Genomic DNA, 15,776 nt, shown 5'->3' with positions numbered 1-15,776 from the left:
TACAGAAGCCCGCAGAAGGCCGACAGCATGAAAAACGATCTCGCCTACACGAACAGCGACTTCATCCCCGATGGCGCAAGCTACCCCGACCGATGGGCGACGCTTGCGCGCGACCGGCGCGAGGTCGAGGCCGCGATCGGGCGCGCCCGCCTGAACGACCCCTACGGCCCGGGCGAGCGTCAGAAGATGGACATCTTTCACCCCGCCGGACGCGCCGAGGGCCTCGTCGTCTTCGTGCACGGCGGCTACTGGATGCGGTTCGACCGTAGCTTCTGGTCACATCTGGCCCATGGGGCCACGGCGCGGGGCTGGGCGGTGGCGATGCCCTCGTACACGCTTGCCCCCGATGCACGCATTCCCGCCATGACCCGAGAGATCGCGCAGGCCGTGGCGCACGCCGCCAGCCGAGTCGGCGGTCCGATCCGCCTCACCGGCCATTCGGCGGGCGGGCATCTCGTCGCGCGGATGCTCTGCCCGGACGTGCCGCTTCCGCCCGAGGCTCTGGGCCGCCTCGCCCGGGTCATGCCGATCTCGCCTGTCGCCGACCTGCGCCCGCTTCTCGAGACCTCGATGAACGCGACGCTCGGCCTCGACGCGGACGAAGCGGCGCGGGAAAGCCCCGCCCTGTGCCTTGCGCCACGCGAGGTTCCGGTGACGGTCTGGGTCGGCGCGGACGAACGCCCGGCCTTCGTCGAGCAGGCCCGCTGGCTGGCCAAGGCCTGGCCGCACGCGGATCTGGTGATCGAGGACGGCCGCCACCATTTCGACGTGATCGACGGCCTTGCCAATCCGGACAGCGAGATGATCGCCCGCCTTCTAGGCTGAGAACCGCGTCTGCCAGGTCGGCAACAGGTCGCCCTCTTCCGCACTTGCCGCATGAACCGCCCGCGCGATGGCGCGCGACAGGCACAGCGCGGCGGCGTGGCCGATCGCCAGAACCCCGCCGGCGGGGTCCACCAGCGCCCGCCGTCCGGTCGCGGCGGCAAAGACAAGGTCGCCGTCATGGGGCGTGTGCGCCGGCACGATCGCCCGCGCGATACCATCATGCGCGGCGACCGCGACACGCCGGGCCTGCGCCTTGGTCAGCGCGGCATCTGTCGCCACGATCGCGATCGTCGTGGCCTCTCCGGGCCCCATGCCCTTCAGCCGCATCGGCGGCGGGGGGCCCTTCGGTGCCGGGCCAAGACCGCCGAACTCGCCCCCGATCTCGAACGGTGCCGCCCAGAAATGCGGCCCGTCGCCATAGGTCACCTCGCCGATGGCATTCACCGCGACAAGCGCACCGACCGTCGTTCCGTCCGCAAGCACGGCAGAGGCAGACCCAAGACCACCCTTCAGCGTTGCCGTCATCGCGCCGCTTCCTGCGCCGGCCGTCCCCAGCGTGAACGCCGGACCCGCCGCGGCGAAGGCAGCTTCGCCCAGCGCCGCATAGGGAGACACCTCCCAGCCCTTGTCACCACCGTTCGCCAGATCGAACAGGATGGCCGCCGGCACGATGGGCACGGCGTGCCCGCGCGCCACGAAGCCCCGACCTTGCCGTCGCAAGGCCGCTGTCACGCCCGAGGCCGCGTCGAGTCCGAAGGCCGATCCGCCCGACAGCACCAGCGCGTCGACCGACTCGACTGTGTTTTCGGGCGACAGAAGATCGGTCTCGCGCGTGCCGGGGGCGCCCCCCATGACATGCACCGCCGCGGTGAAGGGGCGGTCCGACGTCAGCACCGTCACCCCTGACTTCAGCCGCGCGTCCCGGGCATTGCCGACAAGGACACCCGGGACATCGGTGATCAGGTTGCGCGGCCCCTGTGTCAGCATGGCCGCTCGGGCAGGGCACGAAGAAGCTGGCCGGGGAAGATCCCCAGCCAGCGCAGCCGATCGCTGTCGCAGGCGGGAAGGGCGCCGGGATCGGTCAGAAGGATGACCGTATCGCACCCTCCGGCGGCGCCCACGATCCGGGTCGCGGTCTTCGGGTCGAAGTAATGCGCAAGCCTTCGCTCCAGGTCCGGCGCGCGCAGCACTTCGATGGCGTCCATGTCCGGGGCCAGTCCCGCCCGGTCGGCCAGATCGAGAAGATGCGCGAAGGCCAGTTGCTGGCTCGCCATCGTCCCCGCCATCACGGCAATGTCCGCAGGGCGCCGTTCGGGAAGCCTCATATGCACCGCCCCCCATCGACCTCCATCGCCACGCCCGTGACCATGCTCGCTTCGTCCGAGCACAGGTACAGCGCGGCGCTGCCCATGTCCTCGGGCGTCGAGAAGCGGCCGAGGGGAATGGTCGCAAGGAACTTCGCCCGCATCTCGGGCGTGTCCTCGCCCATGAAGCTTTTCAGAAGCGGGGTCTCGCCTGCCACGGGGTTGAGGGCGTTCACCCGGATGCCGAAGGGCGCAAGTTCGATCGCCATCGCCCTTGTCGCCGTGATCATCCAGCCCTTCGAGGCGTTGTACCAGTTGAGCCGCGGCCGCGGCGACACCCCTGCGGTAGAAGCAACGTTCAGGATCGCGCCCCGCCCCGCCGCCTTCATCATCGGCACCACCTCGCGCGCGGTCAGATAGACCGACTTCGCGTTCACCGCGAAGACGCGGTCGAACTCTTCTTCGGTGACGTCCTCCATCGGCTTGGGCAGATGCGTGATCCCCGCGTTGTTCACAAGGATGTCGATCCGCCCCCAGGCGGCCCGGGCCGCGGCCGCCATCGCCGCGACCGACGCGGCATCCGACACGTCGACGCCCTGCGCAAGGCCGCCGATCTCGTCAGCCAGCGCCGATGCGCCGCCTGCGTTGACGTCGGCCACCATGACGGCCGCGCCTTCCGCGGCGAAGCGCCGCGCGATGCCCGCGCCAAAGCCCGAGGCCGCCCCGGTTACGATCGCCGTTTTTTCCGCTAGTCTCATGGGGGCAAGTTCTGGCACGAAAGCCCGAACCCGAAAAGCGCCAAAGGAAGCCCCCACGATGCGTTACGTCAAGTGGACCCTGCTTGTCCTGATCTTCGGCACCTTCGCCGCCTTCCTGCACTACACCCTGCCCCGGCAAGAGATCGTGCGCGTGACGGGAACCGAGATTCAGCGGATCAACGTGGGCTGGAACGGCCTTTTCTACGCCAACCGGATGCGCGACGCGCAGGGCAACCTGATCGGCACGGACGTGCGGCTGATCAATACGGTACGGCCAAACGGCGGCACCCGGGTCTTCCGCAACGAGGATACGGGATTCTGGCCGCCCTACTTCAAGTTCGACAGCGCCGATCTTCAGACGCAGGCGCAGGACTTCGTGTCCTCGGCCGAAGCCCCGCGCTGGGTCGTGGTCCGCTACTACGGCTGGCGCAACCGGTTCCTCACGATCTACCAGAACGCCGTCTCGATGCGCCCGATCGACAGCCCGGACGTGACTCTGATCCCCTGGTTCAACATCATCTTCCTGACGCTGCTGGCGGGTGTCTTCCTGTGGCTGTGGCGGAAGTGGGTGAACTTCCGCGAACGCCGGATCGAACCCGTGCTCGACGACGCCGCCGAAACATGGGACCGGATCGACGAACGCGCGGACGAGGCGCGCGGCCGGCTCAGCCGGTGGTGGCGCGGGACGAAATAGACCTGCCGCCTATTCGCCGTAGGGCACCCAGATCGTCTTGACCTCGGTCGCGGCCTGCAGGAAGGCCCGGCCTTCGCCTTCGGCCCCCATCCAGTCGCGCGCGCGGCCATTGTTGACCCAGGTGCGCTTGAGGTTGCCGGCAGCCTCGCGCTCGATCACCGTGGACAAGTCTGACGACGAAAAGCTCCAGACCGCGTCCAGCGCCATGTGCCCGGCCATCTGCGGCGCAAGTTCGGCATGGATGCCGGTCAGGATGTTGACCACGCCGGCGGGCACGTCCGAGGTATCGAGCACCTGGTAGAAGTCGGTGGCCGCCAGTGGAAACGGCTCGGACGCGACGGCGACGACCCGGTTGCCCATCGCCATCGCCGGGGCGATGACCGAGATCAGGCCCAGAAGCGGGGCCTCGTCCGGGCAGAGGGCCCCGATCAGCCCGACCGGTTCGTTCATCGCAAGCGCCACGCCACGCAGCGGCACGCCCTTCGCGGCGCCATCGAACTTGTCGGCCCAAGCGGCATAGGTGAACAGCCGCTGGATCGATGCCTCGACCTCGGCCCGCGCGGCATGCGCGCCGGCGTTGGTCAGGTCGCGAAGGCGGCCGGCAAACTCGTCGGCCCGGGCCGACAGGTTTTCGGCCATGTAGAAAAGGATCTGGGCCCGGCCATGCCCCGTGGTCTTCGCCCAGGACGCCGCGCCCGCCGCAGCCTCGACGGCATTGCGCAGGTCCTTGCGGTTTGCAAGGCCGGCGTGTCCCAGAAGCCGGCCCGACTTCGACCAGACCGCCTTCGAATAGCCGCCGTCGGGCCGCGCCTGCTTGCCGCCCACATAAAGCTTCGCGGTCCGGTCCAGCGTGTCGACCGTGGCGTCCTTCGGCGCGGGCATCGCCGTCAGGGGCGCAAGCGCCCTGGCCTTGCCACGCGGCCGGGTATAGGCCAGCAGCCCTTCCCAACCGCCCTCGCGGCCAAACCCGCTTTCGCGCACCCCGCCGAACCCCGCCGCCGCATCGAACAGGTTCGTGGCGTTCACCCAGACGACGCCCGCCACCAGCTTCGGCGCGATGTCGAGCGCAAGGTTCACGTTCTCGGTCCAGACGGTTGCGGCCAATCCATAGCGCGTGTTGTTGGCAAGTTCGACCGCCTCGCCCGGCGTGCGGAACGTCGTCGAGACGAGCACCGGGCCGAAGATCTCTTCCTGCATCAGCCGGTCGGCCGGGGCGAGGCCGGTGATGAGCGTCGGCGGATAGAAGCAGCCCTGCTCCGGCATCGGAATCGCTGCGTGAAAAACCGTGCCGCCCGAGCCCGCCACCAGTTCGGTGATGGTCATCAGCTGCACCGGGTCCACGACAGCACCGACGTCGATGCACTTGTCCAGCGGATCGCCCAGCCGCAGCCCGTTCATCCGCGCGCGCAGCCGTTCGTGAAACGCCTCGGCAATCCCTTCCTGCACCAGCAGGCGCGAGCCCGCGCAGCAGACCTGGCCCTGGTTGAACCAGATCGCGTCCACCAGACCTTCGATCGCGCTGTCGAGGTCGGCGTCCTCGAACACGATGTAGGGCGACTTCCCCCCAAGTTCGAGCGTCAGGGCCTTGCCCGACCCTGCGGTCGCCGCGCGGATACGGCGGCCGACAGCCGTCGATCCGGTGAAGGCGATCTTGTCGATGCCCGGATGCGCGACGATCGCCTCGCCCACCGCCCCGTCACCGGTCACGATGTTGACGACCCCCTTCGGCACCCCCGCCTCGCGGCAGAGATCCGCGAAAAGAAGCGCAGTGAGCGAGGTGTATTCGGCGGGCTTCAGAACCACCGTGTTGCCCATGGCGATGGCCGGCGCGATCTTCCACGCCAGCATCAGAAGCGGGAAGTTCCACGGGATGATCTGGCCGCAGACGCCCAGCGCCTCGCGGTCCGGCAATTCGGCGTCCTGCAGCTGCGCCATGCCTGCGTGATAGTAGAAATGCCGTGCGACCAGGGGTATGTCGATGTCGCGGCTTTCCCGGATCGGCTTGCCGTTGTCCAGTGTCTCGAGCACGGCGAAAAGGCGCGACTGCTTCTGGATCAGCCGGGCCAGGGCATAAAGTACCCGCGCCCGTTCATGCCCGGGCCGCGCGCCCCAGCCCTTCTGCGCCTTACGCGCCGCGACAACGGCCGCGTCGACGTCCTTTGCTGTTGCCTGGCTCACATGGGCCAGGACCTCGCCGGTGGCCGGGTTGCGGCTTTCGAAGGTCTCGCCCGGCCTGGTCCAGGCGCCGCCGATGAACTGGCCGAAGTGCCGGTCATGGCTGTCAAGCCAGGCCATCGCCTCGGCCGCGCTTTCGGGGGCCGGGCCGTAGTCCATCGTGGCGAAGATCTGCGAGACGGTCATCGGGTCATCCCATCGCGTGCCGCCAGCCGGCCGAATAGCGGCCGGTGACATGGTGTTCAAGCTGCCGCTCGATGTCGCCCAGAAGGCTCGAGGCGCCGAAGCGGAAAAGGTCGGGCTGAAGCCAGCGGTCGCCCAGTTCGTCTTTCATGAGGCTCAGGTAGACAAGCGCGTCCTTCGCCTTTGATATCCCGCCCGCGGGCTTGTAGCCCACGCGGTAGCCGGTACGGGCGTGATAGGCACGGATCGCGCGGATCATGACAAGGCTCACGGGCAGGGTGGCGTTGACCGCTTCCTTTCCGGTCGAGGTCTTGATGAAATCCGCGCCGGCCATCATGCAGACAAGGCTGGCGCGCGCGACGTTGCGCAGCGTGCCAAGTTCGCCCGTGGCAAGGATCGCCTTCACATGCGCCTCGCCGCAGGCCGCGCGAAATTCGCGCATCTCGTCATAAAGCGCCTGCCAGTCGCCCTGAAGGACGTGCCGGCGCGAGATGACGATGTCGATCTCCTGCGCGCCTGCCTTCACGCTTTCGCCGATCTCGGCCACGCGCAGATGGAAGGGCGACAGGCCCGCCGGAAACCCGGTCGAGACCGCCGCAACCGGAATGCCCGTGCCCTTCAGCGCGTCGACAGCCGTGGCGACCATGTCGTGATAGACGCAGACCGCGCCCGTGGTGATCGGCCCCATGCCCAGCGCATCCAGCAAGTCCTGCCGCACCGGATGCGCGGCCTTCGCGCAAAGCCGCCGCACGCGCCCCTCGGTGTCGTCGCCCGCCAGCGTCGTCAGGTCGATCAGCGTGATCGCCTTGAGAAGCCAGGCCGCCTGATGATCCTTCTTGACCGTGCGCCGCCCCGGCAAGGTCGCCGCGCGCCGTTCGATGGCCGAGGTATTGGCCTGAACCGCGCGCACCCAGTCCATGTCCAGTTCCATCCCCGGATTTCGGGCATGTCCCAGCTGTGGCAGCCGGGTGGGAAGGGCGGACTCGGTCGAGGTGGAAACGGCGGACACGGGCGGCAATCCCTGAAGGGCTGGATCGACGCGGAGCGTCGCACGCGCGCCCGCCTAACGCAAGCTTGACCAATTGGTCAAATTTTTGCGGCCCCCGGGGCGTGACACCTGCCCCGCGCCGCGCTAGGACGCCGCCAAAAGGGGAGTGCCGCAGATGTCCTTCGACCGTTCGATCAAGATCGCCCCGTCGATCCTGTCGGCCGATTTCGCCAATCTCGGCGCCGAGATCCGCACCGTCGAAACGCAGGGCGCCGACTGGATCCACGTGGACCCGATGGACGGGCATTTCGTTCCGAACCTGACCATCGGCCCAAACGTCGTGGCGGCGATCCGTCCGCATGTGACGACCTTCATGGACGTACACCTGATGATCGCGCCCGCCGACCCCTATATCGAGGCCTTCGCCAAGGCGGGGTCCGACATGATCACCGTTCATGCCGAGGCCGGCCCGCATCTGCACCGCACGCTCCAATCGATCCGGGGGTATGGCAAGAAGGCCGGCGTCGCGCTGAACATGACGACGCCCCTCGGCCATATCGAACACATCCTCGACCAGATCGACCTGATCCTTGTCATGACGATCAACCCCGGCTTCGGCGGGCAGAAGTTCACGCCCTCGATGCTGCCCAAGATCGCGGCCGCGCGGGCACTGGTCGGCGACCGGCCCATCCATATCGAGGTCGATGGCGGCATTGACCCGACTACCGCGCCGCTTGTCGCCAAAGCCGGCGCCGACGTTCTGGTGGCGGGCTCGGCCGTCTTCAGGGGCGGCTCGGTCGACACGCCCGAGGTCTATGGCGCCAACATCCGTGCGATCCGGGACGCCGCGACGGCAGCGACCTGAGCACGGTCGCCCGCCCGCCCCACGCAGTTTCACAGAAACGAAACAAAACGGTTACGCGCGCGTCACCGCCTGCGGGCACTTCCCAAGTCGTCACACACTCTGGGGAGTCCACCACATGACACGATTGCTGGGGCTGACCTCGGTCCTCGCGCTTTGCGCGGGCGGGGCCATGGCCGACATGAACTTCAACCGAGTCGCAAGCTTCGCCACCCCCGCCAACATGGCCGCGGGCGAAGACCTGTCGCGCGAAAGCTCGGCCGAAATCATCACGGCGACCGACGACGGGATGACGCTGGTCTATTCCGACAGCCCGCTGGGCGTGATCGGCGTGATCGATATCTCGGATCCCGCGAACCCGGCGCCGAAGGGCAACATCGCGCTTGATGGCGAACCGACAGCCGTGTCGGCCCTTGGCAACACCGTCTTCGTCGGCATCAACACGAGCGAAAGCTTCACCAATCCGTCGGGCCACCTACTGCACATCGACCTGGCCACAGGTCAGGCCGTGGCCGATTGCGACATCGGCGGTCAGCCTGATTCGACCGCCGTGGCACCGGACGGGTCCTTCGTGACGGTCGCCGTCGAGAATGAGCGGGACGAAGACGCGGGCGACGGTCGGGTCGGACAGATGCCCCCGGGCCATGTCGCCATCGTTCCCCTGGTGGAGGGCCGCATGAATTGCGAAGGCCTGATCAAGGTTGACCTCACCGGCCTTGCCGAAATCGCGCCGGACGACCCCGAGCCCGAATTCGTCGATGTCTCGCCCACGGGCGAGATCGCGGTGACGCTTCAGGAAAACAACCACATCGTCGTGATGAACGCCGCGGGCGAAGTGCTGTCGCATTTCAACGCCGGCGCTGTCACGCTTGACGGCGTCGACACCCGGGAAGACGGGCGCATCGCCTTCACCGAGACGCTTCAGGACGTTGTCCGCGAACCCGACGCGCTTCAGTGGATCGACGGCGATCATTTCGTCGTCGCCAATGAAGGCGACATGGACGGCGGCAGCCGCGGCTTCACCGTGTTCCGCAAGGACGGAACGGTGGTCTACGACTCGGGGCTGTCCTTCGAACACGCGGTGGCCGAGATCGGACACTATCCCGAAGGCCGGTCCGACGCCAAGGGCGTCGAACCCGAGGGCATGGAAGTCGCCACCTTCGGCGGCGTGCCAATGATGTTCCTTCTGTCCGAACGTGGCTCGGTCGTCGGCGTCTATGACATGACCGACCCGGCGAACCCGGTGCTTGCGCAGATCCTTCCCTCGGGCATCTCGCCAGAAGGCGCCGTGGCGATCCCCTCGCGCAACCTTGTCGCCGTGGCCAATGAGGTCGACCTGGGCGAGGACGGCCTCGCCCGTGCCCACGTGACGGTCTACGAATACCAGAACGCGCCGGCGTCCTATCCGCACCTCACCTCGGCGGGCCTGAAAGAAGACGGACGCCCTGTTGGCTGGGTGGCTAACTCGGGCATGGTCGCGGACGAAGACGGGTTCGTCTGGTTCGTGAACGACAGCTACCTTGGCCAGCAGCCATCGATCTTCAAGGTCGACGTCAGCCAGACGCTCGCGCGCATCGTCGACGTGATCCGCATCACCCGCGACGGCATGCCGGCGCAGAAGCTTGACCTCGAAGGCATCACGCTGGACGGCGACGGTGGGTTCTGGGTGGCCTCGGAAGGGCGCACCGACCAACTGACCCCGCACGCGATCTTCCGCATCGGCGCCGACGGGGCCATCGAAGAGGAAATCGCCTTCCCGACAGCGCTTCTTGCCGTTGAAACGCGCTTTGGCGCGGAAGGCATCACGCGGGTGGGCGACACGCTGTGGATCGCGATCCAGCGCGAATGGGGTGATGACCCGGCCAACCACGCCAAGCTTGTGTCCTACAACATCGAAAGCGCCGAATGGGGCGCGGTCCACTATCCCAAGGCCGAACCCGCGACGGGCTGGGTCGGCCTGTCCGAGATCGTGGCCCACGGCGACTGGGTCTATGTGGTCGAGCGCGACAACCAGGTCGGCGACGCGGCGGTGACGAAGATGATCTACCGCATCCCCGCGGCCGAGATGGTGGCGGCGCCCCTGGGCGGCACGCTGCCGGTGGTGACGAAGGAAGCGGTGCGCGACCTGATCCCCGACCTCAGATCGACTGGCGGCTATGTCCTCGACAAGGTAGAGGGGCTTGCCATCATGGAGGACGGCACGATCTGGGTTTCGACCGACAACGACGGGGTCGACGATCACTCGGGCGAGACGCTGTTCTTCGCGATAACGCCGGAAAACATGTAATCTCCGGCACTTTCCGAAAACACGAACGCGCGGGGGATGCCCCCGCGCGTTCTGCATTTCAGACCGTGGGCGGACGTCAGTTCGCGACGTGCTCGACCGCCTTGCCTTCGAAGGTGTCGCCGTTGGTGATCTCGATCCGGCGCGGCTTCAGCGCCTCGGGCACCTCGCGGACAAGGTCGATGTTCAGCATCCCGTCGGCATGGCTGGCGCCCGTCACGCGCACGTGGTCGGCAAGATGGAACCGGCGTTCGAAGGCGCGGGTGGCGATGCCGCGGTGCAGGAACCGGCGGTCCTTGTCCTCGTCGGACTTGCGGCCCGAGACGATCAGCGCGTTCTCGCGCACCTCGACCGACAGGTCGCGGTCGGCGAAACCGGCGACGGCGACGGAAATGCGCCAGGCGTCGTCTGCGGTCTTTTCGATGTTGTAGGGCGGGTAGGACGTGGTGCTGGCGCCGTCGGTCAGCAACCGGTCCATCAGGTCGGCGATCTGGTCGAAGCCGACGGTCGCACGGTAAAGCGGTGCAAGGTCATAGGTTCGCATGGGTCATCCTCCATCGAGCGATAACGGGTTCCGCCCTCCGACATGGACGGGCGTTCGTCAGTCTGCGGACCCCAATCGGGCGTCCGCGTTTTGCAGATAGGCAGGCGTTTTCAGGCGTTCAAGGGTCAGCCACGATCTCGGTCGCGGGGGCGCCCTCGCCGGCAGGGGTGACCTCGGCCGCCTCGGGCAGAAGGTCCATGACAGGCCCGATCCGGCGCAGCACAGGCGGCGCAAAGCCGATCGGTTGCTGGTCGAAGCGGCTGCGGCTTGACAGCACGGCCGCGATCTCGGGGCCTTGCGGCGACAGACGCAGCACGGGCGACCCGGATTCGCCCGAGGCGACTTCGCAGCCCAGCGCGGCCACGTCGGGCGGGCCTGCGAAGATTTCGCACCGCCGCTCGCGCGCGCGTTCGCCCCGGCCGCCGCGATAGCTGGCAAGGATCAGGCGTTCGCCCACCTCGGGCGCCGGTCCCAGCCTCAGGGGCACGATTCCGGGGGTGTCGATGGGATGCGCCAGGCGCACCAGCGCAAGGTCGAAGCGGATTCGTGTGATCTCGCGCGGGAGGTTCAGATCGTAAAGCGGGTGGAACGCCGTCGCGGCCACCGGCACCGAGATCCGGGGAAGGCCGGGATAGGCGCCCGTCCGGAAGGTCAGGCCGCCGGGCTTTCCGCGCGCGTCGACGCAATGGGCCGCGGTCAGGACGACGTCGGGCGCGATCAGCGCGGCCGAGCACCCGCCTTCGGCGCGGGCGCTCAGCACACCCACCGCCGCCATCGGAAACGCAGACTCGGCCCGCGCGGCCATGGGCGGCAGCGCAAGAAGGCAAAGCAGCAGTCCGGCGATCCAGCGGCGTTTCATCGCGGGGTCCTCATGCGCGCGGCAAGACTAGCGGTTTCGAAGGCGCATGTCGCCGGACAAACGCCGCCGGACGCCCCGGGACCGATCACGGTTTGAGGAAGCGCGCCCCGCCCATGCCCGACGTCGCGCCCGACGTCGCGCCCGGCGTTGTGCCTGAACTCCTGTCCGATCCAACCGACAGACGGCGGGTTTCAACCCCTTCCTCCGGCCAGACGCCGCGACCGGCACGCAGCGCGACCATCAATTCGTCGAAGACCCCGGGCAACTCCATCCCAAGCGAGACCATGTCCCCGGCCCTTGCGCCGCCCGCATCGGATATGGCCGAGATCACCGAGACGATCCGCATGCGGCCGTCCCGGTCCTGAAAGACGGGCGCGCCGGACGATCCGAAGGTGACGTCGCAATCGAAGGCAAGAAGCCCGGCCTCGGCGCCGAGAATCGTGCATTCGCCCTGCCGTGACAGCGCGCCCTCGCGCCCTTGCCCGTAGGACACCACACTGACCCTGCCCCGACCCGGCGCAAGGGCGTCGGTGCGAAACGGATCGGCGTCGGCGACCGAGATCGGCGCCTCGAGCTGAAGAAGCGCCACGTCATGGCGGATCCGCGCCGCTGCATCCTGCGAGAGATAGTCATAGCCCGCCGCGACGACCGCGCGGCGACCCCTTCGTTCGGCGACCGAGGCGCCATCGCTGAGGGCAGCACGAAACGTGAGATCCCGCGGATCAAGCCGCTGACCGGTGCGGGGATCGAACAGGCAATGCGCGGCCGTCAGGACAATGTCGCCCGCGACCAGCGCGCCGGTGCAGAACCCGGAGGCCCCGATGTCGAGGCGACCGACCGCCTCCCATCCCAGCACGTCGCCGCGCAGCGTCAGGCGGCGCAGATCGTCCGACTGCGCCAGCGCGGGCAAGGCGGACAAGGCTGCCAGCAGGCCTGCCAGGGCGCGGGTCAGGCCGTGCATCTCAGGGCCGAAGGAATTTCGCCCCGCCACCCGTGGGGACCTCTTCGATCGTCATCCGCCGCACTTGCGGCCTTGCCTCGGCGGGGGCGAAAATCCCGTCGTTCGCTTCGAGAAGCGCGCGCAGATCGGCCAGAGGCCGCTCCAGCCCGCTGCCAAGCGACACCGGACGTCCCCCGACCTGGGCCTTGGCCGAGACGACCGAGACGATGCGGGGCGTCTCACCATCAAGCACAAAGATCGGCGCGCCCGACGACCCGAAGTCGACCGAACAGGACAGCACAAGGCTGTCCGAGGGACGCGCCAGCACGTGACAGGCCTTCTCCAGCGACGGACGTTCGGCCCGGTTGTGGGCGTAAGAGACGACACCGACCGGATCGCCCTTTCGCGGGCGCTCGGCGGTGGCATAGGGAACGACGCCCGTCTTGCGGATCGGACTGTCAAGCCTGAGGATCGCCAGGTCGTGGTCCACGGACTCCGGGCCGCGCGTGTCGCCGAATTGATAGTCCGGGTGAGGGATGGCCTGGCGGACCCCGCGATAAGCCGTGGCACGGCCATTTCGCCATCCGGCCAGAAACTCGATCTCGTCGGCCGCGACCACGCCGCCGCTGTCCTGATCGTACAGGCAATGCGCCGCGGTGATCACGACGTCGGGGGCGATCAGCGCCCCGGTGCAGAACCCCGTCCGGCCGATGTTCAGGCGACCCACGGCTTCCCAGCCGCGGCTGTCATCGCCCGTCACAAGGCTTGTCAGACCCGCCTCCTGCTGCGCCGACACCTCGGCGGCGCAAAGCAGAACCACGAGGGCCCAAAGCAGTCTTCGCATCACCATTCCCGCCCTGCTGCCCCCCCAGGCCGCCCTTGGTGGTTAGCACGGGGCGGGGGCGGAATTAAGGCGCCTCGCCCGAAGCAAGGGCCGACTGTGACCGGCGAAGCGCAGGCGGCACCGGTCCGCCCGTGGCCCAGTCGAGAAGCTCGACGGTGTGCACGACCGGCACGCCCGTGCCCGAGCCGATCTGCATCATGCAGCCGATGTTGCCCGCTGCGATGACGTCGGGGCGTTTTTCCTCGAGCGTCGCGACCTTGCGGCTCTTCAGCTCCTTCGAGATCTCGGGCTGCATCAGGTTGTAGGTTCCCGCCGAGCCGCAGCACAGATGGCTGTCACGCGGCTCGACCACCTCGAAACCCGCGCGTTTCAGAAGATCCTTGGGATAGGTCTTGATCTGCTGGCCATGCTGCAACGAACAGGCCGCATGATAGGCCACGCGCAGCCCCTTCGGCGCGCCCTCGGGCAGGTCAAGCTGCTTCAGGATCTCGCTCACGTCCATCGCCATGGCGCTGACGGCGGCGGCATCGGCGGCAAGCGGATCGTTGCGGAACATGTGGCCATAGTCCTTCACCGTCGTCCCGCAGCCGCTGGTGTTGATCACCACGGCGTCAAGACCGGCCCCGCGTGCCTCGGCCATCCAGGCGCGGATGTTCCGCGCGGCCGCGTCATGACTTTTGTCCTCCTTGCCCATGTGATGGACAAGCGCCCCGCAGCAGCCCATGCCGCGCGCGATCACGACCTCGCAGCCCTGCCGCCGCAGAAGACGGATCGTCGCGTCGTTGATGTCGGTGTTGAGCGCCCTCTGCGCGCACCCGGTCATCAGCGCCACCCGCATCCTGCGCGGGCCGATCGCCGGAAAGACCTGCGGATCGTCGTTCCGGCTGACCGGCGGGATCTGCTTCGGCGCCATTTCCAGCATCGCCCGAAGCCGCGCATCGGGCATCAGGGCCGCGAAGGGCCGGCCGAGCCTTGCGAAGAACAGCGCGACGCGGAACCGCATCGGATAGGGCAGGATCCGCGCCAGCGTCCAGCGCAGCACGCGTTCCATCGGTGGTCGGGTATAGGTTCGCTCGATATGCGCCCGGGCATGATCGACAAGGTGCATGTAGTGCACGCCCGAGGGGCAGGTCGTCATGCAGGCAAGGCAGGACAGGCACCGGTCGATGTGCTTGACCGTCCTGGCGTCTGCCGGCCGGTCGTTCTCGAGCATGTCCTTGATCAGGTAGATGCGCCCCCGCGGACTGTCGAGCTCGTCGCCCAGCACCTGGTAGGTCGGGCAGGTCGCCGTGCAGAACCCGCAATGCACGCAGGTGCGCAGGATCTCGTTCGACCGGGCGATCGCGGGATCCTCGAGTTGCTTGGAAGAGAAATTCGTCTGCATCAGCCCATGATCCCCGGGTTCAGAATGCCCCGCGGGTCGAACTTCGCCCGCAAGCCTGCCGCAAGCGCCGCAAGCGGCGCAGGTTCGGGATGGAACGCCGGCAGGCCGCCGCCCGCCCCACGCACTCGCGTCGCGTGACCCGCGATGCCGGCCAGCCGGCCGCGCAGGTCCGTCCCCGGCGGCACTTCGGCCCAGATCAGGCTCCCGCCCCAGTCAAGAAGCAGGTCCTCGGCGCCAAGGCGATCGGCCACCCGGGCCGCATCCGTAGGCTTGACCGACAGCCGCCAGACATCGCCCGGCGTGCCGGCAAAACGCTCGGCATCCCGCACCCACGTCCAGATCCGGCGCACCCTGTCGGGGTTCGACTCGATGCGGATCTCGCCGGCGTCCCCCAGAAGCGCCACAAGCTTTTCCGCGCGATAACGGACCGACTCCGCGAACCCCTCGATCCGAAGCATCGCGACCCGAGACCCGTCCGGCCCGGTCGCGGCATATGCCGCGCCCGATACCTCGAAGGGCGACCTCAGCGCGCGCGTCATCACGGCCACGGCCTGACCCGCGTCAAGCCCGCCGATCAGAACGGTCGCGACGGCCTCGGCCGCGGGCAGCACCTTGAAGGATACCTCGGTCAGCACCCCAAGGGTCCCCCAAGACCCCGCCATCAGCTTCACAAGGTCATAGCCGGTGACGTTCTTCATCACCCGCCCGCCGTTGGTGATGACGGTGCCGCCGCCATCGACGAAGCGCACCCCGATCAGGCTGTCGCGGCAGGCCCCGGCCTGCACCCGCCGCGGACCCGAGACATTGGCCGCGACCACCCCGCCAATGGTCGGGGTGCCCTCGGTTCCAAGAAGCCTGCGGTGATCCATGGGCTCGAAGGGCAGCCGCTGCCCTTCGGCGGACAGGATGTCCTCGACGTCGGCCAGGGGCGTTCCGGCCCGCGCGACGATCGTCAGCGCCCCGGGCTCGTAAAGCGTGACGCCGGCCAGCCCCGCCACCGACAGGGTGTCCGCGGCCGCAACGCGTCCGACCGGGCGCGTGCCGCCGCCCCGGATGCGCAGCGGTCCCTTCGCCTGGGCCACGGCGTCGGCCAGTTCCGTCTCGTCCTTGGGGGTCAGCACAGGACCGGTCC

Annotated in this window: 15 protein-coding genes; 4 read left to right on the top strand and 11 right to left on the bottom strand. The window is 68.2% G+C overall.

Annotated elements, in window-relative coordinates; translation table 11 throughout:
- Positions 1–27 precede the first annotated feature (27 nt).
- A complete protein-coding gene (locus tag ACRDNQ_RS09530) occupies positions 28–825 on the top strand; it encodes an alpha/beta hydrolase (RefSeq protein ID WP_431828416.1) in 798 nt (265 codons plus the stop codon).
- Here the strand turns inward: ACRDNQ_RS09530 and ACRDNQ_RS09525 are convergent.
- The 3 genes from ACRDNQ_RS09525 to ACRDNQ_RS09515 are packed head-to-tail and all read right to left on the bottom strand — an operon-like array spanning position 817 to position 2,887.
- A complete protein-coding gene (locus tag ACRDNQ_RS09525) occupies positions 817–1,812 on the bottom strand; it encodes a P1 family peptidase (RefSeq protein WP_431828415.1) in 996 nt (331 codons plus the stop codon). The two genes, ACRDNQ_RS09530 and ACRDNQ_RS09525, sit on opposite strands and share 9 nt — an antisense overlap.
- Positions 1,806–2,150, bottom strand: a complete 345-nt coding sequence (locus tag ACRDNQ_RS09520; protein ID WP_431828414.1) for a hypothetical protein — start codon at positions 2,148–2,150, stop codon at positions 1,806–1,808. Before ACRDNQ_RS09520 ends, ACRDNQ_RS09525 begins: the two co-directional genes overlap by 7 nt.
- Positions 2,147–2,887, bottom strand: a complete 741-nt coding sequence (locus tag ACRDNQ_RS09515; protein WP_431828413.1) for a glucose 1-dehydrogenase — start codon at positions 2,885–2,887, stop codon at positions 2,147–2,149. Before ACRDNQ_RS09515 ends, ACRDNQ_RS09520 begins: the two co-directional genes overlap by 4 nt.
- A 58-nt stretch (positions 2,888–2,945) precedes the next feature.
- Between ACRDNQ_RS09515 and ACRDNQ_RS09510 the strand changes: the two genes are divergently transcribed.
- A complete protein-coding gene (locus ACRDNQ_RS09510; RefSeq protein ID WP_431828412.1) occupies positions 2,946–3,581 on the top strand; it encodes a DUF1523 family protein in 636 nt (211 codons plus the stop codon).
- 9 nt (positions 3,582–3,590) lie between these two features.
- Here ACRDNQ_RS09510 and ACRDNQ_RS09505 read toward each other — a convergent pair whose 3' ends face one another.
- On the bottom strand, positions 3,591–5,942 hold the full coding sequence (locus tag ACRDNQ_RS09505; protein WP_431828411.1) for an aldehyde dehydrogenase family protein: 2,352 nt from the start codon (positions 5,940–5,942) through the stop codon (positions 3,591–3,593).
- 4 nt (positions 5,943–5,946) lie between these two features.
- Positions 5,947–6,948 carry a deoxyribose-phosphate aldolase gene (gene deoC, locus ACRDNQ_RS09500; protein WP_431828410.1) on the bottom strand — a complete coding sequence of 334 codons (1,002 nt, stop codon included), beginning with the start codon at positions 6,946–6,948 and terminating at the stop codon, positions 5,947–5,949.
- A gap of 154 nt (positions 6,949–7,102) precedes the next feature.
- Between deoC and rpe the strand changes: the two genes are divergently transcribed.
- Positions 7,103–7,792, top strand: a complete 690-nt coding sequence (rpe, locus tag ACRDNQ_RS09495) for a ribulose-phosphate 3-epimerase (RefSeq protein ID WP_431828409.1) — start codon at positions 7,103–7,105, stop codon at positions 7,790–7,792.
- A gap of 115 nt (positions 7,793–7,907) precedes the next feature.
- On the top strand, positions 7,908–10,076 hold the full coding sequence (locus ACRDNQ_RS09490; protein WP_431828408.1) for an esterase-like activity of phytase family protein: 2,169 nt from the start codon (positions 7,908–7,910) through the stop codon (positions 10,074–10,076).
- Positions 10,077–10,152: 76 nt separating this feature from the next.
- On the opposite strand, the gene ACRDNQ_RS09485 is transcribed toward ACRDNQ_RS09490, so the two are convergent.
- From ACRDNQ_RS09485 to ACRDNQ_RS09460, 6 genes are all read right to left on the bottom strand, one after another.
- A complete protein-coding gene (locus tag ACRDNQ_RS09485) occupies positions 10,153–10,617 on the bottom strand; it encodes an Hsp20 family protein (protein WP_431828407.1) in 465 nt (154 codons plus the stop codon).
- Positions 10,618–10,735: 118 nt separating this feature from the next.
- Complete coding sequence (locus tag ACRDNQ_RS09480) at positions 10,736–11,476, bottom strand: trypsin-like serine peptidase (RefSeq protein WP_431828406.1); 741 nt, start codon at positions 11,474–11,476, stop codon at positions 10,736–10,738.
- Positions 11,477–11,561: 85 nt separating this feature from the next.
- The gene (locus tag ACRDNQ_RS09475) at positions 11,562–12,437 is read right to left on the bottom strand and encodes a trypsin-like serine peptidase (RefSeq protein WP_431828405.1); all 876 of its coding nucleotides are present in this window, start codon (positions 12,435–12,437) and stop codon (positions 11,562–11,564) included.
- 1 nt (position 12,438) lies between these two features.
- Positions 12,439–13,260, bottom strand: coding sequence for a trypsin-like serine peptidase (locus ACRDNQ_RS09470; protein WP_431828404.1), 822 nt, complete (start codon positions 13,258–13,260; stop codon positions 12,439–12,441).
- A gap of 64 nt (positions 13,261–13,324) precedes the next feature.
- Positions 13,325–14,644 (bottom strand): glycolate oxidase subunit GlcF, encoded by a 1,320-nt coding sequence (glcF, locus tag ACRDNQ_RS09465; RefSeq protein ID WP_431828403.1) that lies wholly within the window; start codon positions 14,642–14,644, stop codon positions 13,325–13,327.
- A complete protein-coding gene (locus ACRDNQ_RS09460; protein ID WP_431829104.1) occupies positions 14,644–15,762 on the bottom strand; it encodes an FAD-binding protein in 1,119 nt (372 codons plus the stop codon). Before ACRDNQ_RS09460 ends, glcF begins: the two co-directional genes overlap by 1 nt.
- Positions 15,763–15,776 lie beyond the last annotated feature (14 nt).

Origin of the sequence: Saliniferula longa, assembly GCF_050789285.1 — a bacterium.
Lineage (GTDB): Bacteria > Pseudomonadota > Alphaproteobacteria > Rhodobacterales > Rhodobacteraceae > CAVPWP01.
The sequence above is the reverse complement of the archived record's forward strand: the minus strand, read 5'-3'. Positions and strand labels throughout refer to the sequence as shown.